Source organism: Streptomyces canus (genome assembly GCF_041435015.1).
GTDB lineage: Bacteria > Actinomycetota > Actinomycetes > Streptomycetales > Streptomycetaceae > Streptomyces > Streptomyces canus_G.
In genome coordinates, this window is sequence record NZ_CP107989.1 from 1,909,932 (window position 1) to 1,933,288 (window position 23,357).

The following is a 23,357-nucleotide window of genomic DNA, read 5'->3' on the forward strand; positions in this document are numbered from 1 at the left end:
ACCGGACTGCGCGTCAGGTGTGCCCACCAGGGCGAATCCCGCGGCGACGCCCGCCATGTTGCATACCAAAACCTGTATGCTGACGCGGCCGTTCGGCGACCCTCCGCACGGCCCCACTCGGCAAGGCCGCCATTGCGTGACACCGGCGGCAGAACGGGACAACCATGCGCGAGGCACTCACGGCCGCAGCATCCCGGCGCGTCACCCGCCCGGCACCGCTGCGTCAGGCCGTGTACGACGCCCTGACCGAGCTGATCGTCAACGGCTCCCTCAAGCCGGGCCAGCATCTGGTCGAGGCCGAGCTCGCCGAACACCTCGGCGTCAGCCGCCAGCCGGTCCGCGAGGCTCTCCAGCGGCTCCAGACCGCCGGCTGGGTCGATCTGCGGCCCGCCCAGGGCGCCTTCGTCCACTCCCCCACGGAGGAGGAGGCCGCCCAGCTCCTCGGCGTCCGCTCGGTCCTGGAGACCTACTCGGCCCAGCTCGCCGCGAAGAACGCGAAGCCCGAGGACATCGCGCGTCTTGACGAACTCCAGCTGGACGGGGTCGCCGCTCTCGCCGACGACGACGTCGAGCGCCTGGTCGCGGCCAACACCGCGCTGCACGACTTCATCACCGCCGTCGCCGACAACGCCGTGCTGGCCGAACTGATCGCCCAGGTCGGCCAGAAGGTCCGGTGGTACTACACGCCCATCGCCAAACCCCGCGGCAAGGAGGCCTGGAACGAGCACACCCAGCTCATCAGGGCCATCGCCAAGGGCGACGCGGAGCAGGCGGGCGAGGTCATGCGCAAGCACACCGAGCGCACGACCGACTTCTACCGCAGGCAGATCGCGGCCAGGGCGAACCAGGACTGACGTTTTCCCTGGCACGGTTCAGGACGCGGCGAGGGAGCCGGCGGGGCGGCGGGCGCTCCCGAGGTCGAGGGCCGGCGGGCGGCGGGTCTCGGCGGCGGCCCGCAGTTCGAGCAGCCACGGCAGGACCGTGCGCAGCAGGATGTCGAGTCCGCCGCCGTCCGCTCCGAGCATCGCTTCCGCGGGCACCCGCACCGGGTCGGCGAACACCGTCGAGGTCGCGCTGCCGCGGGGTCCCGCGGCGCCGGGCCTGGCCGGGACGAACAGGTCCGGGGCATGCGCCGGGACCGCCCAGAGCGTCAGCCCGTCGGGGGCGGCGAGGGGCCGGGAGGACCAGACGTACAGGTCGGCCTCCCCCGCCGCGACCACCCGCTGCTTGCGGGCCCGCAGGGCTACCACGTCACCGGAACGGGTGGCCACGGAGTGCGGCACGAAGAGCTGAGTCTCGGATGTCGAGCCGTCACCTCCGGCCTCCGACTCCCCCTCCGACTCGGCGAGCGCAAGACTGGCGAGGTGGCGTCCGGCGGCGATCTCGCCCCGTGTCCAAGGGCCGCCGTATGCCTCGATGACGGCGACCGCCGTGTAGTGGGACTGGAGGACGGCCGCCGTCGCCGGGCAGACGCGCGCGGTCCGCGCGACCACGTCGACGGCTGCCGGCAACCCCCGCCCCCCGCCGCCGAATTCGGTGGAGACGGTGAGCCCCAGCAGCCCGGCGCGGCCGAGGGCCGTCACGGCGCCTCGAGGGAACCTGCCCTGGACGGCGGTTGCTTCGGCGACGGGTCCGACGACACTGGTCAGGACTTCGGAGAGAGCGGTGCGGTACAACACGGGGCGACCCCCTCGGGCGTGGCTGCTGGTCCACTGTCGAATGATGATTGCATACAGTATTCTGCATGGGAAGGTCGCCGCGCCAGGGGTCAGCCGGGCAATTTCCGGGACCCATCAGCCGAACGAGGGAGACAGGGCCCATGCCCGACACACCCACCGTGACAGCCCGTGGCCCGATCAACAGGCCCACCCCGCTCCGCCAGGCCGTGTACGAGGCCCTCACCGAACTGATCATCAACGGCTCGCTGAAACCCGGCCAGCACCTCGTCGAGGCCGAGCTGGCGGAGAGCCTCGGCGTGAGCCGGCAGCCGATCCGTGAGGCGTTGCAGCGGCTCCAGACCGCCGGCTGGGTCGACCTGCGCCCTTCGCAGGGGGCCTTCGTCCACTCCCCCACCACGCAGGAGTGCGCCCAACTCCTCAGCGTCCGGGCACTCCTGGAGACCCACTCCGCGCGCGGCGCGGCCCGGCACGCCACCGCCCGTGACGTCGCCCGGCTGTGGGAACTCCAGCAGACAGGTCTGGCCGCCCTCGCGGCCGGGGACGCCCGGGCCATCGTGGAGGCGAACGCCGCCCTCCACGGCCACATCACCCTGTTGTCCCGCAACGCGGTCCTCGCCGAACTCATCCCCCAGGTCGACCGGCGGGTGCGCTGGTACTACATGCCCATCGCCAAGCCCCGCGGCAAGGACGCCTGGAACGAGCACGCGAGGATCATCGAGGCCATCGGCGAGGGTGCCGCCGACCGCGCCGAGGAGCTCATGCGCCGGCACACCCGCAACACCACCGACTTCTACTGCGAGCAGATCGCCGCGGTGGTCGGGCGGGACGACTGACCCCGGCCGACCACCACCGCCAACGGGCTTGGACGGCTCAGGAGTTCGGCTCGATCTCCCGCAGCAGCCCCGTCGTCACATCGAAGACGAACCGTTCCTGTGGACTGAGCGGGAGTGAGTCCGTTCAGCCGCGCGCCCCGAACGGTCTTGGGCGAGCTGGTCCCCGGCGTACTCGACCCCGGGTGGCGACACGCATCCTGTGCGTGGTCCGAGCCCGGGAGGCCAGTTCCCTCACGACCTGGCCATGTGGGTACGGCCAGAGGCGACGGGGAGGCCCTGAACCATCCTCAGGTGGAGCAGGGGCCCCGCACGCTGACGCCGTACCCGGTGTCCCAGGTCGCACGACCACGCTAGCCCAAACAGCCCAGGGCGCCGCAAGCCCGCAAGTGGACGATCACACGATCGAGCTAATGCGGCCTTGTGTGCATTCCCTGGTGAGCAGCACGGACCCCCGCACATCGTCGGTGTGTGGGAGGAACGGCGAGGTGCGCACGCGTTGCATGGACTGCCGTACGTCCTGGTCGACGTCCCGGAAGGCCTCCACCGCCCACGCGGGACGCTGACCGACCTCCAGTTCCAGTTCGTGCCGGAAGTCCTCGGTCAGGGTCTGGAGACCGCAGCCGGTGTGGTGGATGAGCGCCACACTGCGGGTACCGAGCGCACGCTGACTGATCGTCAGGGAACGGATCGTGTCGTCGGTGACGACTCCCCCGGCGTTGCGGATGGTGTGACAGTCGCCGAGCTCCAGTCCGAGCGCGGCGTGCAGGTCGAGGCGGGCGTCCATGCACGCCACGTCGGCCACGCGCAGAACGGGGCGTGCGCCCATGCCGGGGTCGGTGAAGCGGGCGGCGTAGGCGCGGTTGGCCTCCACGAGCCGGTCGGTGACCGTCGCGGTTCGGGGTGCTGAAGTCGACATGCGGGGCTACCTCACTCCGGTCGGGACGGTCAGATGACGCCTTGCTCCTTGAGCTGCGGCAACTCCTCGTCGCTGAGTCCGAGTTCGTTGATGTAGATCTCTTCGTTGTGCTGGCCGAGGAGGGGTGGGGTGGTGATGGTGGTGGGGGAGTCGGAGAGTTTGAGGGGGTTGCCGACGGTGGTGAAGGTGCCGCGCTGGGGGTGTCCGACTTCGACGATCATGTCGTTGTCGGCGAGGGAAGGGTCCTCGATGATCTCTTTCGGGGACAGGATCGGCCCGCACGGAATGTTGTGGCGGTTGAGTTGTTCCAGGACCTGCCATTTGGGCAGGGTCGCGGTCCATTCCTCGATCAGCTGGAACATCTTGGCCAGCTTGGGCAGGCGGGCCTCGGGGGTGGCCCACTCGGGGTCTTCGGCGAGTTCGGGCCGGCCGATCAGCGCGGACAGCGGCTGCCAGCCTTGCGGCTGGACGATGACGTACACGTAGTCGTTCGGCCCGCCCGGCGCGCACCGCACGGCCCAGCCGGGCTGCCCGCCCCCCGACGCGTTGCCCGAACGCGGCACCTCCTCGGTGAAGTCGTCGTTGGGGTACTCCGTCAGCGGGCCGTGTGCCAGGCGCTGCTGGTCCCGGAGTTTGACCCGGCACAGGTTCAGCACCGCGTGCTGCATCGCCACGTTCACCCGCTGGCCCCTGCCCGTTTTCTCGCGCTGGAGCAGCGCGGCCAGGATGCCCGCGACCGCGTGGATCCCGGTCCCGGAGTCACCGATCTGCGCACCGGTCGCCAGCGGCGGCCCGTCCTCGAAACCGGTGGTGGCCATCGACCCGCCCATCGCCTGCGCGACCACCTCATACGCCTTGAAGTCGGTGTAGGGGCCGTCCCCGAAACCCTTGATCGAGGCATACACGATCCGCGGGTTGATCTCCCTGATCCGCTCCCAGGAGAACCCCATCCGCTCCACCGCACCCGGCGCGAAGTTCTCCACCAACACATCCGCACCCCGGATCAGCGCGGTCAGGATCTGCTGCCCCCGCCCGGTCTTGGTGTTCAGCGTGATACTGCGCTTGTTGCAGTTGAGCATCGTGAAATACAGCGAGTCCGCGTCCGGGACATCCCGCAGCTGCCGGCGTGTGATGTCCCCGCCCGGCGCCTCCACCTTCACCACATCCGCCCCCAGCCACGCCAGCAACTGCGTCGCCGACGGACCCGACTGCACATGCGTCATATCCAGCACCCGCACACCATCAAGAGCCAACGTCATGCTCGCCACCCCATCTCTGCGTCGTCGTGTGTTCGCCGGTGGCCGGGCGGCCGCCCCTTCACGGGGCGCCGCCCGGACTCGCCTCACGGCATCAGCTGGTACTCGGGGAAGTTGCCGGGCAGTCGCTCGCCGGCCGGGCCCCGGGTGACCGCGCGCACCAGCAGCTCGCCGCCGACGAAAGCGCCGCGCCAGGAGGCGCCGAACCCGCCGAACAGTTCGTCCCGGTCACCGCGCGAACGCGGCTTGCCGTGACCGACCTTGAACGCGCGGATCTGCGGGGCGAGCCGGTCGAAGGTGGCCCGGTCGTCGGTGGACAGGGTGGCCACCAGGGCGCCGTTGGAGGCGTTCATCGCGGCGAGCAGTTCCGCCTCGGTGTCGACCAGGACGATGGTGTCGACCGGGCCGAAGGGCTCCGCGTGGTGGAGGGGCGAGGACGGCGGCGGGTTGAGGAGGGTGACGGGCTGGACGTACGCGGAGGTGTCCTGGCCGGACAGGAAGCGGGCGTCCGCCTCGCTGCCGCGGTGGACCGGGACGGCTCCGCGGTCGATGGCCTCGGCGACCTGGTCGCGCAGTTCCTTCGCCTTCGCCGCGTTGATCACCGGTCCGAAGTCCAGTGCCGGGTAGGGGTCGTCCGCGTGCTCGACGGCGAGCGGGTGCCCCAGGCGCAGGGTGCGCACCGCGGGAAGGTAGGCCGACAGGAACTCGTCGAACAGCTCGCGCTGGACGACGAACCGCGGGTAGGCGGTGCAGCGCTGTTTGCCGTAGTCGAAGAGCTTGGGGATGACGGCGGTCAGCGCGTCCCAGTCGGTGTGGTTCCAGATGCCCCAGGTGTTGAGTCCCTCCTGTTCGAGGACATGACGCTTGCCGAGGTCGGCTACGGCCGTGGCGACGGCGGCTCCGGTGTCGCGGCCGCCGACGAAGGAGACACAGCCGATCTCGGGCGCCCGCACCAGCGCCTGAGACAGCTCTCCCCCGCTGCCGCTGACGAGGGTGACGGGGAGGCCCTCGCGGGCGGCCAGCGCGCAGGCCAGGGTGAGACAGGCGACGCCGCCGTCGGTCGGGGTCTTGGCGATGACCGCGTTGCCCGCCAGGGCCTGAACCAGCATGGCGTGAACGAGCACGCTCATCGGGTAGTTCCAGCTCGCGATGTTGGACACCGGACCGTCCAGCGGGACCCGGCCCTCGACCATCGGCTCGATGCCGTCGACGTACCAGCGCACGCCGTCGATGGCCCGGTCGACGTCCGCCTGCGCGAGACGCCAGGGCTTGCCGATCTCCCAGACCAGCAGGAGCGCGAGGAGTTCGCGGTGCTGGGTGAGGGCGTCGAGGGTGGCCGCGACGCGGGCCCGGCGCTCTTCGAGCCGTATGTACCGCCAGGCGCGGTGCTGGTCGAGGGAGGCGCGGACGGCCTGGTGGGCGGCTTCCCGGTCCAGGCGCGGCGGCCCGGCGATCGGGCTGCCGTCGACGGGGCTGGTGGCGGGCAGGGCCCGGCCGTCGGCCCGCCAGGCGGAGGCCCAGAGGTTGAGGACGCGGTCGTCCCGGAAGGCCTCGGGGGCGACGGCGAGGCAGCGCTGCCAGGCGTCGTTCCAGGAGGTACCGGACTTCACCACGAGCTGGGTGGAGTTGAGGGTGGTGGTCATGCGATGTCTCCGCTCTCGGTGCACGGTCGGGGGCGGGGTAGGGGGACGCGGCGGAGCGGGACTGATCTCCGTCCGCCGCCGTGTGGTTCCGGGTCAGGCCCGAGGTGTCTCGCGGGCCGTGTCCTCGCGGTCCGTGTCCAGCAGGGCGAGCACGAGGCGGGCCGTCTCGGTGGGTGTGTTCCCGACCTTGACGCCGACCGCCTCCAGCGCCGCCTTCTTCGCCTGCGCGGTGCCCGCCGAACCGGACACGATGGCGCCCGCGTGGCCCATGGTCCTGCCCTCGGGCGCGGTGAATCCGGCGATGTAGCCGACGACGGGCTTGGTGACGTGCTCATGGATGTACGTGGCCGCCCGCTCCTCGGCGTCCCCGCCGATCTCCCCGATGAGGACGATCAGTTCGGTGTCGGGGTCGTCCTGGAAGGCCGCGAGGCAGTCGATGTGGGTGGTGCCGACGACGGGGTCTCCGCCGATGCCGACACAGGTGGAGAAGCCGATGTCGCGCAGCTCGTACATGAGTTGGTAGGTGAGCGTGCCCGACTTGGACACCAGACCGACTCGGCCGGAGCGGGTGATGTCCGCGGGGATGATGCCCGCGTTGGACTGGCCGGGGGTGATCAGGCCGGGGCAGTTGGGGCCGACGATCCGTGTTCCCTTCTTCTTCGCGTACGAGGTGAAGGCGACGGAGTCGTGGACGGGGATGCCTTCCGTGATGACGACGACCAGTCCGATTCCCGCGTCGGCGGCCTCGACAACCGCCGCTTTGGCGAAGGCGGGTGGTACGAACACGACGGTGACGTCGGCTCCGGTTGCCCGCATGGCGTCGGCGACCGAGCCGAAGACGGGGACGAGACGGTCGTCGAAGTCGACCGTCTGGCCGGCCTTGCGCGGGTTGACGCCGCCGACCACGTTGGTGCCCGCCGCGAGCATGCGCCGGGTGTGTTTCATGCCCTCGCCGCCGGTCATGCCCTGGACGAGGACCCTGGACTCCTTGGTCAGGAAGATGGCCATGTCCCGCTCCTTCAACTGGCTGTGGCGAGTTCGGCGGCACGGCGGGCGGCGCCGTCCATGGTCGTGGCCTGCTGGACCAGGGGGTGGGCGTGCCCGTCGAGGACGGCCCGGCCGCGGGCGGCGTTGTTGCCGTCGAGGCGTACGACGAGCGGCTTGGTGAGCCGGACCTCGTCCAGGGCCCGGACGATGCCGGCGGCGACCGCGTCGCAGGCGGTGATGCCGCCGAAGACGTTGACGAACACGGACTTCACCGCCGGGTCCGACAGGATGACCCCCAGTCCGTCGGCCATGACCTGGGCCGAGGCACCGCCGCCGATGTCGAGGAAGTTGGCGGGACGGGCTCCGCAGCCGGCGACCACGTCGAGGGTCGACATGACCAGGCCGGCGCCGTTGCCGATGACGCCGACCTCGCCGTCGAGCTTGACGTAGTTGAGGCCCTTCGCGGCGGCGGCCGCCTCCAGCGGATCGTCGTACACGATGCTCTCGGTACTCCAACGGGCCTGCCGGAAACGGGCGTTGTCGTCGAGGGTGACCTTGCCGTCGAGGGCGAGGATGTGCCCCTGGCGGGTGCGGACGAGCGGGTTGACCTCGACGAGGACCGCGTCCTGGCGGACCAGTACCTCCCACAGCCGTACGAGAACGTCGACGGTCTGCGGTGGCAGTCCGGCCGCCTCGGCGATCTCGCCCGCCTTCGCCGAGGTGACACCTTCGGCGGGGTCGATGTGGATACGGGCGACCGCCTCCGGGCGGGCCGCGGCGACCTCCTCTATGTCCATGCCGCCCTCCGCCGAGGCGATGGCCAGGAACCGGCCCGCGGCCCGGTCGAGAACGTAGGCGACGTAGAACTCGGTCTCGATGTCGACGGGTTGGGCCAGCATGACCTCGCCGACCGTGTGTCCCTTGATGTCCATGCCGAGGATCCGGCGTGCCGCCCGCTCGGCCTCGGCCGGATCGGCGGCGAGCCGGACACCGCCCACCTTGCCCCGGCCTCCGGTTTTGACCTGCGCCTTGACGACGACGCTGCCGCCGAGCCGGCGGGCGATCGCACGGGCTGCCTGGGGTGAGTCGGTGACCTCCGCCCTGGGCACCGGGATCCCGCGTTCTTCGAAAAGCCCCCGGGCTTCGTGCTCGTACAGGTCCATGCTTGGGCTCCCGTCTCAAAGTGCACGACTCAAAAGTGCTGCACGCCCCCTGGACATCACCCATCGGATGCGGGATAACAATCTTCATACAGTATTCGTCGACTGTATGCAATGTGCCAAGCATGGCCGTGAGGTGATCCGTGACGACGTTGGCTCTTGATGGTGTGCGGGTGCTGGATATGACGCATGTGCAGTCGGGTCCGTCGGCGACGCAGTTGCTGGCGTGGCTGGGGGCGGATGTGGTGAAGGTGGAGGCGCCGGGCGGGGACATCACGCGCCGGCAGCTGCGGGATGTCCCGGACGCGGACTCGCTGTATTTCACGATGCTCAACTGCAACAAGCGCAGTATCACGCTGAACACCAAGACCGGGCGGGGGCAGCAGATCCTGACCGCGCTGATCCGGGGTGCGGATGTGTTGGTGGAGAACTTCGCGCCGGGTGCGGTGGAGCGGATGGGGTTCTCCTGGGAGCGGATCAGGGAGATCAACCCGCGGATCGTGTATGCCTCGATCAAGGGTTTCGGGGACGGCCCCTACACCAACTTCAAGGCGTATGAGGTGGTCGCGCAGGCGATGGGCGGGTCGATGGCCACCACCGGTTTCGAGGACGGGCCGCCGCTGGCGACCGGTGCGCAGATCGGTGACTCCGGGACCGGGATCCACGCGGTCGCGGGCATCCTGGCCGCGCTGCTGCAGCGCGAGAAAACGGGCAGGGGCCAGCGGGTGAACGTGGCGATGCAGCACGCGGTGCTGAACCTGTGCCGGGTCAAACTCCGCGACCAGCAGCGCCTGGCACACGGCCCGCTGACGGAGTACCCCAACGACGACTTCACCGACGAAGTGCCGCGTTCGGGCAACGCGTCGGGGGGCGGGCAGCCCGGCTGGGCCGTGCGGTGCGCGCCGGGCGGGCCGAACGACTACGTGTACGTCATCGTCCAGCCGCAAGGCTGGCAGCCGCTGTCCGCGCTGATCGGCCGGCCCGAACTCGCCGAAGACCCCGAGTGGGCCACCCCCGAGGCCCGCCTGCCCAAGCTGGCCAAGATGTTCCAGCTGATCGAGGAATGGACCGCGACCCTGCCCAAATGGCAGGTCCTGGAACAACTCAACCGCCACAACATCCCGTGCGGGCCGATCCTGTCCCCGAAAGAGATCATCGAGGACCCTTCCCTCGCCGACAACGACATGATCGTCGAAGTCGGACACCCCCAGCGCGGCACCTTCACCACCGTCGGCAACCCCCTCAAACTCTCCGACTCCCCCACCACCATCACCACCCCACCCCTCCTCGGCCAGCACAACGAAGAGATCTACATCAACGAACTCGGACTCAGCGACGAGGAGTTGCGTCTGCTCAGGTCGGGCGGGGTGATCTGACGTGGTGAACAGGAGCCACATCCCGGGGCCCTTGGGCGGTGGTCCATGACGTGAATGAGCACGGGGTCCTGCGGCGGTGCGCGTCGGCGGACCCCGGGGATCCGTGCGCGCACGAAAGGAATTTGGACAGGGGGCGCTGGCCAGATCTTTCGACGCAAGGAGTGCTTGAAGACTATGACAACTGTCGACTATTCGTCGTCCGCCGCCTTCAGGGAGGTGACGGACCGCAACGGCCGCGTGTACCGGATCGGCGAGACAGACCGGCACATCATGGGACGGCCACGATGGACCATGGTGCTCTTCCCGTGGATGGGCATGCTGGGCATCAGTTCCTCGGAGTACGCGTTCACGTCGGCCGAGGACACACTGCACGAGGCGCATCTGTGGAGCAGTGGGCACATCTTCTGGCTGATGGGCGTCTGGGTGTTCTTCCAGGCGGCCGTGGCCTTCCCGGCCGGGCAGTTGCGGGAGAGCGGAAAGCTCCCGGCCCGCTACGCGATGATGCTCGGCGCGGTGGGCACCATCCTCGGCTACATCTCGCTGGCGTTCGCGCCGAACGTGATCGTCGCCTACCTGGGCTTCGGCGTGTGCAGCGGTATCGGCGCCGGTCTGGTCTACGCGACCTGCGTGAACATGGTCGGCAAGTGGTTCCCGGAGCGCAAGGGCGGCAAGACCGGCATGGTCAACGGCGGTTTCGCCTATGGCTCGGTGCCCTTCGTCTTCCTGTTCACCTCGTACATGGACCTGAGCAACTACCGGGGCGTCCTGGTGACGGTGGGCCTCGTCTGCTGTGCCGTGGTGGCGTTCGCGGGCTGGTTCTTCAAGGACCCGCCGAAGAACTGGTGGCCCCCGCACGTCGACCCGCTCCGGCAGACCGACGACCCGAAGATCCGGCGGGCGCTGGAGAAGAACCCGCCGGCCGTCAAGCAGTACACCCCGAAGGAAGCGGCGCGTACGCCCGTCCTGTGGATGATGTGGTTCTGCCTGCTGTGCACGGCCGGGATCAACATCTTCGGCATCGCCTTCCAGGTGCCGTTCGGCAAGGACATGGGCTTCGCGGGCGGGATCGTGGCCACAGCGATGTCGCTGAAGGCGATCGTCAACGGCACCGGGCGCGGGGTGATCGGCTGGATCTCCGACAAGTTCGGCCGGCGCAACACGCTGATCATCGTGTGTCTGGTGCTGGGCACCGCGCAGTTCGGTGTGCTGGTCTCGGGCCAGATGGGCAGCATGCCGTTCTTCCTCTTCTGCTCCATGGTCTCCGGCTTCGGCGGCGGCGCGATCTTCCCGCTGTTCGCCGCGATGACGGCCGACTACTTCGGTGAGAACAACAACGCCTCCAACTACGGCATGGTCTACAGCTCGAAGCTCATCTCGGGCCTCGTGGGCTCCGGTGTCGGCTCGATCGTGGTCGGCGCCTGGGACTACCAGGGCGCGTTCGTCCTGGCCGGCTCCATCGGCCTGGCGTCCGCGGTCCTCGCGCTGTTCCTGAAGGCGCCCGGCAGGCCCCGGACCAGCCGTCGGACCGTACCCAACCCGCAACCGCTCGGCGAGGAAATGGCCTGACATGACGGCAGATCCGTACGCAGCCCGCACCGAGACCGACAAGAGCGCACACTCCACCGCCGCACCACGTCCCTACCGAGAAGTGACCGACGCCAACGGCCGCGTCTACCGCATCGGCGAGACCGACCGGGACATCCTCGGCCACTCACGCACACTCATGGTGTATCTCCCCTGGATCACCATGATGGCCATCAGCGTCTTCGAGTACGCGTACGGCTCGGCCGAGGACACCCTGTCCCACGCCCACGGCTGGACGCAGAGCAACACCTTCTGGATCCTCAGTGTCTGGGTCTTCTTCCAGGCCGGCATCGCCTTCCCGGCGGGCTGGCTGCGGGAGAAGGGCATCCTGACCGCCCGCAAGGCCATGTACATCGGCTCGGGCATGTGTCTGGTCGGGTTCCTCGCCCTGTCGCACCTCGACAACGTGCTGCTGGCGATCCTGGGCTTCGGCGTCGTCGGAGGTATCGGCGCCGGACTGGTCTACGCGACCTGCATCAACATGGTCGGCAAATGGTTCCCCGAACGCCGGGGGGCGAAGACCGGCTTCGTCAACGGCGGCTTCGCGTACGGATCACTGCCCTTCATCTTCATCTTCAACTACGGCTTCGACACCGCGAACTACCACCGCGTGCTGGACCTCATCGGCGGCTACATCCTGATCGTGGTCGTCGGGTGCGCGTTCTTCTTCAAGGACCCGCCGAAGAACTGGTGGCCCGCGAACATCGACCCGCTCACCCACGGCGGCAGCGAGAAGGGGGCCGGCGCTCTCGCCAAGAACCCTCCGGCGGTACGGCAGTACACGCCGAAGGAGGCCATAAGGACCGGCATGCTTCCCCTCATGTGGGTCGCCCTCGTCATGACCGCGGGGGTGTCGATCTTCGGGATCTCCTTCCAGGTCGACTATGCCAAGGACGTGGGTTTCGGCCCGCTGGTGGCGGCCTCCTCCATGGGTGTCATGGCGGTCATCAACGGCGTCGGGCGCGGGGTGGTGGGCTGGCTGTCCGACAAGTGGGGCCGTAAGTCCACGCTGGTGTTCGTGATCGTCGTGCTGGGTCTCGCCCAGTTCGGAGTGATCTGGGCGGGCGACATCAGGAGCGAGTCGCTGTTCCTGGTCTTCGCGTTCCTCTCCGGATTCGGCGGCGGCGCGTTCTACCCGCTGTTCGCGGCGCTGACCCCCGACTACTTCGGGGAGAACTTCAACGCCTCCAACTACGGGCTGGTGTACAGCGGCAAGCTGATCAGCGGCCTGTTCGGCGGCGGCCTCGGCTCCATGGTCGTCGCGGCCTGGGGCTACGACGGGGCGTACGCCCTGGCCGGCGCCACCTCGATGGTCGCGGCGGCGATCGCCCTGCTGCTACGCCAGCCGGGACGGCCCCGGGGCGGCACCTCGGCACCGCAGCCGCAAACCGCGGTCTGAGCGGGGAAGTTCGGACGGATCAGGCGGCCCTCCGCCTCGGCGCTCGCCGGGGTAGGGCCGCCTGATCCGATGGTTCGGTGCCCGGTGGCCCGCCCGCGGGGCCCAGAGGTTCAGCGGTCCGGAGGCGGGGAGGAGTCTCTTGCGGGGCTGCTGCCGGTGCTTCGGAGCAGCGGGGGTGCGGCTTTCGGCGGCCCGGCCGCGGTGCCCCGGCTGGTTGCAGGAGACCGTGCGGGTGATCATGCGGCTGCCGGGGAGGCGTTTCGCGGGTGCGGCGCAGGTAGCCGTGGGTTTCCAGTTCCCGCAAGGCGGCGAGCGCGGCAGTGACCGCAAGCGAAAACCGCTGGCCCGGGTTGAGTTCGCTGCCTGGATGCCAGGCGGCCCGGCGGCCAGGCGGCCCGGCTGCCTGGATACCCGGCGCTGGACGGTCCGGCGGTCCGACGGCTTGGCGGTCCGGCGGCTCCGCGGCTTGACGGTCCGACAGCTCTGCGGCTTGAAAGTCCGGCAGCTCTGCGGCCTGACGGTCCGGCGGCTTGGCGGCCCGGCAGCCCGGCAGCCCGGCAGCCCGGCAGCAGCCTGTCGCCTCGCGGTCGCGGTCGCCGCCGCCGCCGCCGCCGCCGCGGACAGGATCGGACGCTACTTCTCGCGGTCGTGGTACATCTTCCGCGTGTGTTCGGTGTGTTGGCGCATGACGGCGGTGGCGCGCTGCTCGTCGCGGTCGGCGATCGCGGCGATCAGTTCACGGTGTTCGATCCAGGACTGACGGCCACGCTGCCGGGCGATCGGCGTGTAATACCAGCGCACCCGACGATCCACCTGCCCCGCCAACTCCGCCAGAACCGCGTTACCCGCCAACTCCATGATCGTCGCGTGCAGACGGGCGTTCAACGCCACCGCGGCATCCACATCGTCCGCCGCGACCGCACTCTCACCCTGCGCACACAGCTCCTCCAGCACCGCGACACCAGCCTTGCCCGCATTCGCCGCCGCCAGCCGCGCCGCCTCGGCCTCCAACAACGTCCGCACCGTGAGAAGCTGATCAGCCTCCTCATCCGTCGGCTCATGCACAAACGCACCCTGCGCAGGCCGCAAGTCCACCCAACCCTCGGTGTTCAACCGCTGCAAAGCCTCACGCACCGGCTGCCGCGACACCCCCAGATGCCCGGCCAACTCACTCTCCACCAGATGCTGACCCGGCTGCAGAGCACGAGTCGTGATCAGTTCGAGCAACGCCCCATAGACACGGTCGCGCAGCGGACCGGGACGCTCGAGCCGGGGCACCGTCCCGTACGGCAGTCCTGTCGTCGGCAACATCGCGGTCCCTCCTGCACAGCGTCGTCGCTGCAGCTGAGAGCCAAGTATGAATTGGTTTTCGCCTACAGTCTACGGCGCACAAGGGCGTAGCAGCAGCTCACCAGGCTTGGTGACGTCATGACCCTTGCTGAGCACTCTCCCCATCCTGTAGACAATATCCAGTCGACAAAGTCGGCAGTTCCTCGGTCACCCTCACCGAACGGAGCTTCCCCCCATGAAAGTCGCCATCCTCGGCGCCGGAGCCATCGGTGCCTACGTCGGCGCGGCACTCCACCGCGCCGGCGCCGACGTCCATCTCATCGCCCGCGGTCCGCATCTGGCGGCCATGCGGCAGCACGGTGTCCAAGTCCTCAGCCCCCGCGGTGACTTCACCGCTCTCACCCATGCCACCGACGACCCGGCCGAGATCGGTCCGGTCGACTACGTCTTCCTCGGTCTGAAGGCCAACTCGTACGCGGCGTGCGGGCCGCTCATCGAGCCCCTTCTCACCGACAGCACCGCGGTCATCGCGGCCCAGAACGGCATCCCCTGGTGGTACTTCCACCGGCACGGCGGCCCGCATGACGGCCACCGCATCGAAAGTGTCGACCCGGGCGGTGCGGTCAGTGCGGTGCTCGCGCCCTCCCGGGCCATCGGCTGTGTCGTCTACGCGGCGACCGAGCTCGAAGGGCCAGGTGTCGTACGGCACTTGGAAGGCACCCGGTTCTCCATCGGGGAGCCCGACCGCAGCCTCTCACTCCGGTGCCAGGCCTTCAGCGAGGCCATGCAGGCCGGCGGGCTCAAGTGCCCGGTCGAGCCGAACCTCCGGGACGACATCTGGCTCAAGCTACTGGGCAACATCTCCTTCAACCCCATCAGCGCGCTGGCCCGTGCCACCATGCGCCAGATGTGCCTGCACGGCGGCACCCGCAAGGTCATCGAGACGATGATGGCCGAGACTCTCGCGGTCGCCGAGGCCCTCGGCTGTACCGTCGGTGTCTCCATCGAACGCCGCCTCGCCGGCGCCGAACGGGTCGGCGACCATCGCACCTCCACGCTCCAGGACCTGGAGCGCGGCAAGCCGCTGGAACTCGACGTCCTCCTCACGGCCGTCATCGAGCTGGCGGAGATCACCGGCGTGGACGTGCCCACACTCCGCACCGTCCACGCGCTCTCCGACCTCCTCGCGATCCGGTCCGCCGCATGACGGAACTGGGCACCTACGTGATCGGGTCGGGACCTCGGATCCGGCCGAACGCCGGATCCGAGGTCCCGATGGCCCATGCGATCGGCCGGGAGATCATCCGGGCGGGCCTGGCCGACCGGGAGTTCATCGATCGTGCGACCCAGGGCTTCGAGGAGTACAGACAACTCGTCGAGCCGTGGACGGTGTCGCTCGCGGTGAAGGTGACAGGCGTACCGGCGGCTGTCATCAGGGAGTTGGCACAGGCCTACGCACGGGGCGAGCCGTTCCGGGCGTTCGACGGCACCGAGCACGACGAGGACCGCGCGCTGATCAACCTGTCACTGCTCACCGGCCGCGGTCACACCGATCGAGAGCGGCGTACACCGTTCCAGCTGGTCCGGCACGCCCCTCCCGTGGACCTCACGGACGAGGAGTATCCGGTCAGGCTCACCAGGGGCCGCCGTCCGGACACGTACAACACCCGCTTGCAGAGCGGTGGTTCGGCGTCTTCGCTGCGGCGTGCCGAGTGTGTCGAGCTGAGTCCGGAGGACGCCGAGCGCTACGGCGTGGTCGTCGGCGTGCAGGTGCGGGTGGCGACCCGACGGGGTTCGACAACGGCACCGGTGTGGGTGGATCCGGCGCTGCGGCCGGGTGTGGCGTTCATGACCGGCCGCCCACCGGATGGTTCGGACGCCGACCAGTGTTCTGCCAGGGCCAGTTGTCCGATCGCGGGGGCTGTGGAGTTCGAGGCTGCCGCGATGCGGATCGAGAAGATGCCCGTCGTGGCGATACGGAACTGAGGCCGAAAATGGGACGAGTCACGGAACGACGCAAGGTGATCCGCATCCGCGACGGGGCCATCTCCTCCCGCCCCGACACCCTGGTCACCGAGGAACCGCTGGAGATCCGCCTCAACGGCAAACCCCTCGCCATCACCATGCGCACCCCCGGCGACGACTTCGCACTCGCCGCCGGCTTCCTCGTCAGCGAAGGCGTCCTCGCCGAGCAGAGCGAACTGCAGAACATCGTCTACTGCGCCGGAGCCACCACCGACGGCTCCAACACCTACAACGTCGTCGACATCACCACCACCCCCGGCACCCCCATCCCCGACATCACCCTCCAACGCAACGTCTACACCACCTCCTCCTGCGGCCTGTGCGGCAAAGCCAGCCTCGACGCCGTACGCACCACCACCCGCTGGCCCATCAACGACACACCCCCCCTCCACATCGAAACCGACCTCCTCACCAGCCTCCCCGACCGGCTCCGCACCGCCCAACACGTCTTCGACCGCACCGGAGGCCTGCACGCCGCCGCCCTCTTCACCGAACACGGCGAACTGATCGACATACGCGAAGACGTCGGCCGCCACAACGCCGTCGACAAACTCATCGGCCGCGCCCTCCAACACAACAACCTCCCCCTGTCCCGCCTCATCCTCCTGGTCTCCGGCCGCGCCTCCTTCGAACTCGCACAAAAAGCCGTCATGGCCGGCATCCCCGTCCTCGCCGCCGTCTCCGCACCCTCCTCCCTGGCCGTCGACCTCGCCACCGAAACCGGCCTCACCCTCATCGGCTTCCTCCGCGGCCACTCCATGAACGTGTACGCGGGCGAGGACCGCATCACCCTGCAGGCCGTCGCGGCCGCCCAGGGCTGACGGTCCTCCCCGCTGCACGAACGGCGGGACCCCGACCGGCGGGGAGCGCCCCCTGCGCCCTCGGGGTCCCGCCTTCACTCGTGTGCTGTCAGCACTTCTCCCGCAGCGAGTGCAGGTACGCGCTGGAGCGGCGGGCGAACGTGAAGGACTCGGTGGGCTGGTCGTGCTCGGCCTGCCAGTGGTGGGCCAGGCGCTCGCCCCGCAGCCGGGTCACGGCGGAGATGAACTTCTGGTAGTCGATGTCTCCGTCGCCGACGTCGGTCATGCGGTAGCCATAGGTGTTGGACGGATCGCTCACCCCGTCCTTGACGTGGAAGAGCGGGTAGCGGTGCGGCTGCCTGAGGACGTAGTTCAGGGGTTCGAACGGGGCGGGGGTGCCGTCGGGCCGGGTGGAGAAGCGGAACTGTCCCGAATACGCCCAGTAGATGTCCATCTCCAGGAACACCAGGTCGGGGTCGGTCTCCTTGAGCAGCACGTCGTAGAGACGGACCTTGGGGTTGTCGGTGGCGAAGGAGAACTCCTCGGAATGGTTGTGCTGGTAGAACTTCATGCCGCGTGCCTTCGCCGCGGCTCCGTAGGTGTTGAACTCCTCGGCGGCGCGCTTCCACGCGTCGACGGTCGAGCCGTAGCGGAACGGTCCCGAGGCGGTGCCGATGTGCTTGAGGCCGAGGGCCTGGGCGTCGTCCAGGACCTTGGTGAGGTTCTGGGCGAAGGTGTAGGCGTTCGGGTCGTCCGAGTAGTAGCCGACGTGGCTGCCGATCGGGTTCAGGCCGTGGTCGCGTGCCAGCCGCTTGAGCTGGGCGAGCGTGATGGGTCCGGCGGAGCCCTGGGTGTAGCCGGCGAACTCGACCTCGTCGTAGCCGTACTTCTCCAGTTCGGCGAAGACCGGGGCGAAGCCGAGCGTGGAGACCTTGTCGCGGAGGCTGTAGAGCTGGATGCCGAGGCGGCCGGGGGGCAGGACGGGGCGGCCGCGGCCGGACGTCTTGTCGGCCGTCTCGGCGGCGGTCGCCGGGGTCGCCGCGGCGCCCAGCAACGCGGCTGCGGTGGCGCCCGCGGCCACGCCGAGCATGCCTCGTCTGGTGAGGCGGTGGGTGAGTTCGGGGTCGGGCTGGGAGATGCGGCTCATGCCTGGGACTCCTCGGTGTCGGAGGGCGTTGTCAGTGGTGGGTGCTTCACTGGGGACCAGTCGGAAGAGACCGGTCGTCGGGTGCCGATCTTTCGGGCCGGTCAGCCGAGACCGGCGAGGTGGAGCAGGAGTGACTTCACCTCGGTGGCCGCGATGCGGTCGCCGAGGGTGCGGGGGGTGGAGCAGATGAGGAGCGGACCGTCGTCGTCGCTCTCGGGGAGGCGGCCGTGGCTGCCGCGAATAGGTGACGGGTCGAGGGGCACGACCGCCATGCGGTAGCGCAGGCCGAGCTTCTTGCGGGCCAGCGCGGTGGCCGCCTTGACCTTGACGTAGGGGTCGAGCGGGTCCATGAAGAGTTCGACCGGGTCGTAGCCGGGTTTGCGGTGGATCTCGACCAGCTGCGCGAAGTCGGGCGCGCGGTCGTCGTCGAGCCAGTAGTAGTACGTGAACCAGGCGTCCGGCTCCGCCACGGCGACGAGTTCGCCGGAGCGCGGATGGTCGAGGTGGTGGGCCTTCTTGCCCTCGTCGTCGAGGAGTTGCTCGATGCCGGGCAGGCCGTCGAGGGCGGCGCGGGTGGCGTCCAGGTCCTCGGGGCGGCGCACATAGACATGGGCGATCTGGTGGTCGGCGACCGCGAAGGCGCGGGAGGCCATCGGGTCGAGGTACTCCATGCCGTCCTGTGTGTGCACCTCGAGGAGTCCGGCGCGGCGCAGGGCGCGGTTGATGTGGACGGGGCGGTCCGCGCGGGCGATGCCGTACTCGGAGAGCGCGACGACGGTACGGCCTTCCGCGTGGGCGTCGTCCAGGAGCGGGGCCAGCGCCCTGTCCAGGTCGGCGGCGGCTTGCAGGGAGCGTGGGTCGTCGGGGCCGAAGCGCTGGAGGTCGTAGTCGAGGTGAGGGAGGTAGCAGAGCGTCAGGTCGGGATGGCGGGTGCCCATGATGTGGCGGGTCGCGTCGATGATCCACTGGCTGGAGACCAGGTCCGCGCCGGGGCCCCAGAAGTGGAAGAGGGGGAAGGTGCCGAGTTTCCGGGTGAGTTCGTCGTGCAGGTCCGGGGGCCGGGTGTAGCAGTCGGGTTCCTTGCGGCCGTCGGCGTAGTAGACCGGACGGGGGGTGACGGTGAAGTCGGTATCGGCGCCCATGGCGTACCACCAGCAGATGTTGGCGACCGTGTAGCCGGGGTGGGCGCGGCGGGCGGCGTCCCAGAGCTTGTCGCCGGCGACCAGACCGTTGTGCTGTCGCCACAGGAGTACGTCGCCGAGCTCGCGGAAGTACCAGCCGTTGCCGACGATGCCGTGCTCCGACGGGTGGGTGCCGGTGAGGAAGGTGGACTGGGCGGCGCAGGTGACGGCGGGCAGCACAGTGCCGAGCGGGGCGTGGGATCCGGACTGGGCCAGGGACTTGAGGTGGGGCATGTGGTGGAGGAGACGGGGGGTGAGGCCTACGACGTCGAGGACGAGGAGAGGGGTGGGTCCCGCCTCGTGGGGCTGGTGGCTCATGGCAGCTCCTTCAGGCCGAGGTCCGTCAGCAGGTCGCGCGCGAGGGTGAGTTCGGCGGCGATGCCGTCGGCGAGCTGGGTGCGCCCGCGGGGGCGCAGTTCGGGTGGGAGGGCCTGCCAGGTGTAGGTCTCGACCTCCAGGTGGCGGGTGAGCGGGTGTGGGCCGCCGACGAGCCGGGTCAGGGCGGAGGTGAGTACGGGGAGCGTGGAGGTGAGAGGTGCGGCGGGGGGAGCGTGCAGCGGGACGTGGAAGTGGGCGCGCCAGGGTGCCCCGTCGGGCAGGGCGTCGCCTGCCAGCGCCTCGCCGAGGTCGTCGGTGCCGCGGAGGCCTGCGGAAGTACCGGTGCGTGTCTGGTGCAGAAAGCGGGGTTCGTCGAAGGCGGCGAGTGCCTCGCGGACCTCGGGGAGATGGGGGTGTTCGGCGTGCAGGGCGGCTGAGAGCTGGGACTTGACGACGGGGACACGGGCCGCGGTGAGCGCGTCCAGGGCGGTCTGCGGGTTTTCGAAGGAGGTGGCGAGGTGGCAGGTGTCGACGCAGATGCCGATGCGTTCGTGGGCGATCGCGGTCAGCGGTGCGATGGCGTCGCCCGTGGTCTCGACGACGCAGCCGGGCTCGGGTTCGAGGCCGATGCGGATGGAGCGGCCGGTCAGCTCCTGGAGGGCGTCGAGGCGTTCGGCGAGGGTACGCAGGGCGGTGCGGGCCTTGTCGGCGCTCCCGTTGTCGTAGGCGGTGCGCCAGGCGAGCGGCAGGGTGGAGATGCTGCCCTCGGTGACGTCGTCGGGCAGGAGTCCGGTGAGGACGCGGGCCAGGGCGGTGGTGTGGTCGAGGCGTTCGGGGTCGGTCCAGTCCGGCTTGTAGACGCGGTGCTTTACCTCTTCGGCGCCGAAGCCCTCGTAGGGGAAGCCGTTGAGAGTGACGACTTCGAGGCCGCGGCGGTCGAGTTCGGTGCGCAGGTCGCGCAGCGCGGAGGGGTCGCTGACCAGGGCGTGGGCGGCGTCGCGGGCGAGCCACAGGCCGATGCCGAGGCGGTCGCGGCCCAGGCGGCGGCGGACGGGTTCGCAGTGGTCGCGGAGTTGCGCGAGGACGCCGTCGAGGGTCTCGGCGGGGTGGACGTTGGTGCAGTAGGCGAGGTGGACGGTGGTGCCGTCGGGGTGGCGGAAGCGCATGGCTCACGCCCCGCCGCGGAGGATGGAGTTGCCCTCGTGGGTGGCTTCGGTGGCCGCGATGTCGAGGGTGAGCCGGCCGCTGAGTCCGTAGAAGGCGACGGGGTTGCGCCACAGGACGCGGTCGACGTCGTCCTCGGTGAAGCCCTCGGCGAGCATGAGGTCCGCGACCTTGCGGGTCTTGAGGGGATCGCTGCGGCCCCAGTCGGCGGCGGAGTTCACCAGGACCTGTTCGGGGCCGTAGGAGCGCAGGATCGCGATCATCCGCTCCTCGTCCATCTTGGTGTCGGGATAGACGGAGAAGCCGAGCCAGCAGCCGCTGTCCTTGGCCTCCTTGACGGTGGTCTCGTTGAGGTGGTCGACCAGGACCCGGTCCGGCGCCAGGGCGGACTCGCGGACGACGTCGAGGGTGCGGCGCAGACCGGCGAGCTTGTCGCGGTGCGGGGTGTGGACCAGCGCGGGCAGCTCGTGGTCGGCGGCGAGCTGGAGCTGGGCGGCGAGGGCGGTGTCCTCGGCCGGGGTCATCGAGTCGTAGCCGATCTCACCGACGGCGACGACCTGGTCCTTGACGAGATACCGGGGCAGCTCGTCGAGGACGGGGACGCAGCGCGGGTCGTTGGCCTCCTTGGGGTTCAGGGCGAGGGTGCAGTGGTGGGCGATGCCGTACTGGGCGGCGCGGAAGGGCTCCCAGCCCAGCAGGGAGTCGAAGTAGTCGAGGAAGGAGGCGGGAGAGGTGCGGGGCTGGCCGAGCCAGAAGGACGGCTCGACGACGGCGCGGACGCCGGCGGTGTGCATGGCCTGGTAGTCGTCGGTGGTCCGTGACGTCATGTGGATGTGGGGGTCGAAGATGCGCATCAGGACTCCTTGCCGTGGGTGCCTTCCGCGCCGTTCGGGCCGTGGTCGGCGGCCGGCGCGGGTGGGGTGGCCGTGGGGTCGGTCAGGGTCAGGACGCGGTGCAGGTCCTCGGGCACAGGACGGCCCGCGGCGGTGCGTTCGGCGGCGTAGTCGCCGAGCATGCGGGCGAGTTCGGCGTCCGCGTGGGCCCGTCGGTCCAGGTCCGCCACCTCTGCGACGGGTACCCCGGTGAACAGGCACTTCAGAACGGCGTGGCGCCAGTGGTGGGTGTCGAGGTGGCGGGCGGCGTAGGGGCCGACGGCGGCGGCCAGGAGCCGGGTGTCGTTGGTGCGCAGGGCGTCCTCGACGAGCGGGATGGCTTCGGGGCCGGACACCAGATGGGGCAGGGCGTGCAGGACGGCGCGGCGTTCGGCGGCGGTGCCCTGGGCGTAGACCCGGGTCAGGGCGTCGGTGTCGGCGCGGGCCGCGTGCAGGATCAGGATGCGGACGGCGTCGGCGTGTTCGGGGCCGCAGCGGCGGCCGGCCTCGGCGAGGCGCAGCTCCCACACGGAGATGGGGCCGTGGGCGCCGGGGTGGGCGGCGGCTTCGTCGAGGGCCTGGTCGAGCCAGGTGCGGGCGGCTTCGCCGAGGCGTTCGGAGACGTGGCTGTGCAGGTCGTGCAGCGGGGTTCGGGCGAGGGTGGTGCCCTGGAGGTCCGCCGGGGAGGTTGCCTGGTGGGCATGGGAGTGGGTCATGGGGTGCTTCCTTGTGAGAGCGCCACTGCCTGATGGAGGAACGGGAGGGAGAGTTCGGCGAAGTGGGGGCCCGCGTGGGAGTGGCGGGGCAGTTCGACGACCGTCAGGCCCTGGTAGCCGGTGTCGGCCAGGGCGGCCAGGACGGGCGGGAAGTCGATGTCGCCGTCACCGAAGGGGAGGTGCTCGTGGACGCCCCGGCGCATGTCCTCGATCTGGACGTGGCGCAGCCAGGGGCCCGCGGCGCGCACGCACTCGGCGGGCGACAGGGGTTCGAGGCACTGGCAGTGGCCGATGTCGAGGGTCAGTCCGAGGGCCGGCGGGTCGCCGAGGGTGGTGCGGAGGTGGTGGAAGTCGGCGAGGGTGGCGAGGAGGTGGCCCGGTTCGGGCTCGATGGCGAGGGGGATGCCGGCGGTGGTGGCGGTGTCGAGGACGGGGGTGAGGGTCTCGGCCAGCCGTTTCCACGCCGTGTCCGGGTCCGTGCCCGGCGGGGTGACACCGCTGAAGCAGTGCACGGCGTGCGCACCGAGGTCGGCGGCGACCTGGACGGCCCGGACCAGCAGGTCGACGCGGCGGGCGCGGTCGTCCGGGTCGGGGTCGAGCAGCGAGGGGCCGTGTTTGCGGCGTGGGTCGAGCACATAGCGGGCGCCCGTCTCGATGGTGACCGTCAGTCCGAGCGCGTCCAGGCGGTGCGCGAGGCGGCGGGTGCGGGCGGCCAGGTCGGAGGCGAGGGGGTCCAGGTGCATGTGGTCGAGCGTCAGACCGACGCCGTCGTAGCCGAGGTCGGCGAGCAGGGTGAGGGCGTCGTCGAGACGGAGGTCGGCGAGACCGTTGGTGCCGTAGCCGAAGCGGAGGGGGGTGGGGCTGGGGGTTGGGGCGGGGCGGGGTGAAGCCAGGGGGGTGGTCATGGTGCCGTCGGGGCCAGGAGCGGGCCGGGGCGGACCAACTGGGGCAGTCGTGTCGCCGCCGGGGCCGGCGGAGGGCCGAGGCCGAGCAATGGGGCCGGTCATGTCG

General features: G+C 70.0%; 20 protein-coding genes and 1 pseudogene. 8 read left to right on the plus strand and 13 right to left on the minus strand.

Annotated features, from left to right (window positions below):
* Positions 1-164 precede the first annotated feature (164 nt).
* Complete coding sequence (locus OG841_RS08665) at positions 165-854, plus strand: GntR family transcriptional regulator (protein WP_328641971.1); 690 nt, start codon at positions 165-167, stop codon at positions 852-854.
* An 18-nt stretch (positions 855-872) separates the two neighbouring features.
* Here OG841_RS08665 and OG841_RS08670 read toward each other — a convergent pair whose 3' ends face one another.
* Positions 873-1,679, minus strand: a complete 807-nt coding sequence (locus OG841_RS08670) for an acyl-CoA dehydrogenase family protein (protein WP_365123683.1) — start codon at positions 1,677-1,679, stop codon at positions 873-875.
* A 140-nt stretch (positions 1,680-1,819) separates the two neighbouring features.
* Here OG841_RS08670 and OG841_RS08675 point away from each other — a divergent pair, with 140 nt between their 5' ends.
* Positions 1,820-2,512 (plus strand): GntR family transcriptional regulator, encoded by a 693-nt coding sequence (locus OG841_RS08675; RefSeq protein WP_365123680.1) that lies wholly within the window; start codon positions 1,820-1,822, stop codon positions 2,510-2,512.
* A 394-nt stretch (positions 2,513-2,906) separates the two neighbouring features.
* Here the strand turns inward: OG841_RS08675 and OG841_RS08680 are convergent, their stop codons facing one another.
* The 5 genes from OG841_RS08680 to sucC all read right to left on the minus strand — a co-directional run bounded on the left by OG841_RS08680 (position 2,907) and on the right by sucC (position 8,477).
* On the minus strand, positions 2,907-3,428 hold the full coding sequence (locus tag OG841_RS08680; protein ID WP_371564303.1) for a beta-class carbonic anhydrase: 522 nt from the start codon (positions 3,426-3,428) through the stop codon (positions 2,907-2,909).
* Positions 3,429-3,457: 29 nt separating this feature from the next.
* Positions 3,458-4,687: a formyl-CoA transferase gene (gene frc / locus OG841_RS08685; RefSeq protein WP_328641969.1), complete on the minus strand. Its 1,230-nt coding sequence runs from the start codon at positions 4,685-4,687 to the stop codon at positions 3,458-3,460.
* 83 nt (positions 4,688-4,770) lie between these two features.
* Complete coding sequence (locus OG841_RS08690) at positions 4,771-6,327, minus strand: aldehyde dehydrogenase family protein (protein WP_365124066.1); 1,557 nt, start codon at positions 6,325-6,327, stop codon at positions 4,771-4,773.
* Positions 6,328-6,420: 93 nt separating this feature from the next.
* Complete coding sequence (gene sucD, locus OG841_RS08695; RefSeq protein ID WP_328641967.1) at positions 6,421-7,335, minus strand: succinate--CoA ligase subunit alpha; 915 nt, start codon at positions 7,333-7,335, stop codon at positions 6,421-6,423.
* A gap of 11 nt (positions 7,336-7,346) precedes the next feature.
* A complete protein-coding gene (gene sucC / locus OG841_RS08700) occupies positions 7,347-8,477 on the minus strand; it encodes an ADP-forming succinate--CoA ligase subunit beta (RefSeq protein WP_365124063.1) in 1,131 nt (376 codons plus the stop codon).
* Between the two features lie 140 nt (positions 8,478-8,617).
* On the opposite strand from sucC, the gene frc (OG841_RS08705) reads away from it, so the two are divergent.
* The 3 genes from frc (OG841_RS08705) (at position 8,618) to OG841_RS08715 (ending at position 12,833) form a co-directional block, all read left to right on the plus strand.
* The gene (gene frc, locus OG841_RS08705; protein ID WP_328641965.1) at positions 8,618-9,850 is read left to right on the plus strand and encodes a formyl-CoA transferase; all 1,233 of its coding nucleotides are present in this window, start codon (positions 8,618-8,620) and stop codon (positions 9,848-9,850) included.
* Positions 9,851-10,024: 174 nt separating this feature from the next.
* Positions 10,025-11,416, plus strand: a complete 1,392-nt coding sequence (locus OG841_RS08710; protein ID WP_365124030.1) for an OFA family MFS transporter — start codon at positions 10,025-10,027, stop codon at positions 11,414-11,416.
* 1 nt (position 11,417) lies between these two features.
* Positions 11,418-12,833 carry an OFA family MFS transporter gene (locus OG841_RS08715; protein ID WP_365124027.1) on the plus strand — a complete coding sequence of 472 codons (1,416 nt, stop codon included), beginning with the start codon at positions 11,418-11,420 and terminating at the stop codon, positions 12,831-12,833.
* 633 nt (positions 12,834-13,466) lie between these two features.
* On the opposite strand, the gene OG841_RS08720 is transcribed toward OG841_RS08715, so the two are convergent.
* Positions 13,467-14,141, minus strand: a complete 675-nt coding sequence (locus OG841_RS08720) for a GntR family transcriptional regulator (protein WP_328643705.1) — start codon at positions 14,139-14,141, stop codon at positions 13,467-13,469.
* A 217-nt stretch (positions 14,142-14,358) separates the two neighbouring features.
* On the opposite strand from OG841_RS08720, the gene OG841_RS08725 reads away from it, so the two are divergent.
* From OG841_RS08725 to fdhD, 3 genes and pseudogenes are all read left to right on the plus strand, one after another.
* Positions 14,359-15,330 carry a 2-dehydropantoate 2-reductase gene (locus tag OG841_RS08725; RefSeq protein WP_328641962.1) on the plus strand — a complete coding sequence of 324 codons (972 nt, stop codon included), beginning with the start codon at positions 14,359-14,361 and terminating at the stop codon, positions 15,328-15,330.
* A gap of 347 nt (positions 15,331-15,677) precedes the next feature.
* A pseudogene (locus tag OG841_RS48625) lies at positions 15,678-16,109 on the plus strand (molybdopterin dinucleotide binding domain-containing protein); the annotation flags it as partial.
* A gap of 8 nt (positions 16,110-16,117) precedes the next feature.
* A complete protein-coding gene (gene fdhD, locus OG841_RS08735; RefSeq protein WP_371564306.1) occupies positions 16,118-16,969 on the plus strand; it encodes a formate dehydrogenase accessory sulfurtransferase FdhD in 852 nt (283 codons plus the stop codon).
* Between the two features lie 88 nt (positions 16,970-17,057).
* Here the strand turns inward: fdhD and OG841_RS08740 are convergent, their stop codons facing one another.
* The 6 genes from OG841_RS08740 to OG841_RS08765 form a co-directional block, all read right to left on the minus strand.
* The gene (locus OG841_RS08740) at positions 17,058-18,095 is read right to left on the minus strand and encodes a sugar phosphate isomerase/epimerase family protein (RefSeq protein WP_328641960.1); all 1,038 of its coding nucleotides are present in this window, start codon (positions 18,093-18,095) and stop codon (positions 17,058-17,060) included.
* A 101-nt stretch (positions 18,096-18,196) separates the two neighbouring features.
* On the minus strand, positions 18,197-19,594 hold the full coding sequence (locus OG841_RS08745; protein WP_371564308.1) for a nucleotide pyrophosphatase/phosphodiesterase family protein: 1,398 nt from the start codon (positions 19,592-19,594) through the stop codon (positions 18,197-18,199).
* Positions 19,591-20,760 carry a metabolite traffic protein EboE gene (eboE, locus tag OG841_RS08750; RefSeq protein WP_371564310.1) on the minus strand — a complete coding sequence of 390 codons (1,170 nt, stop codon included), beginning with the start codon at positions 20,758-20,760 and terminating at the stop codon, positions 19,591-19,593. The genes OG841_RS08745 and eboE overlap by 4 nt, the downstream gene beginning before the upstream one ends.
* Positions 20,761-20,763: 3 nt before the next feature.
* Positions 20,764-21,612 (minus strand): TatD family hydrolase, encoded by an 849-nt coding sequence (locus OG841_RS08755; RefSeq protein WP_328641957.1) that lies wholly within the window; start codon positions 21,610-21,612, stop codon positions 20,764-20,766.
* Positions 21,612-22,346, minus strand: coding sequence for an EboA domain-containing protein (locus OG841_RS08760; RefSeq protein ID WP_371564313.1), 735 nt, complete (start codon positions 22,344-22,346; stop codon positions 21,612-21,614). The genes OG841_RS08755 and OG841_RS08760 overlap by 1 nt, the downstream gene beginning before the upstream one ends.
* Complete coding sequence (locus OG841_RS08765) at positions 22,343-23,251, minus strand: sugar phosphate isomerase/epimerase family protein (protein ID WP_365123562.1); 909 nt, start codon at positions 23,249-23,251, stop codon at positions 22,343-22,345. The genes OG841_RS08760 and OG841_RS08765 overlap by 4 nt, the downstream gene beginning before the upstream one ends.
* Between the last annotated feature and the right edge of the window lie 106 nt (positions 23,252-23,357).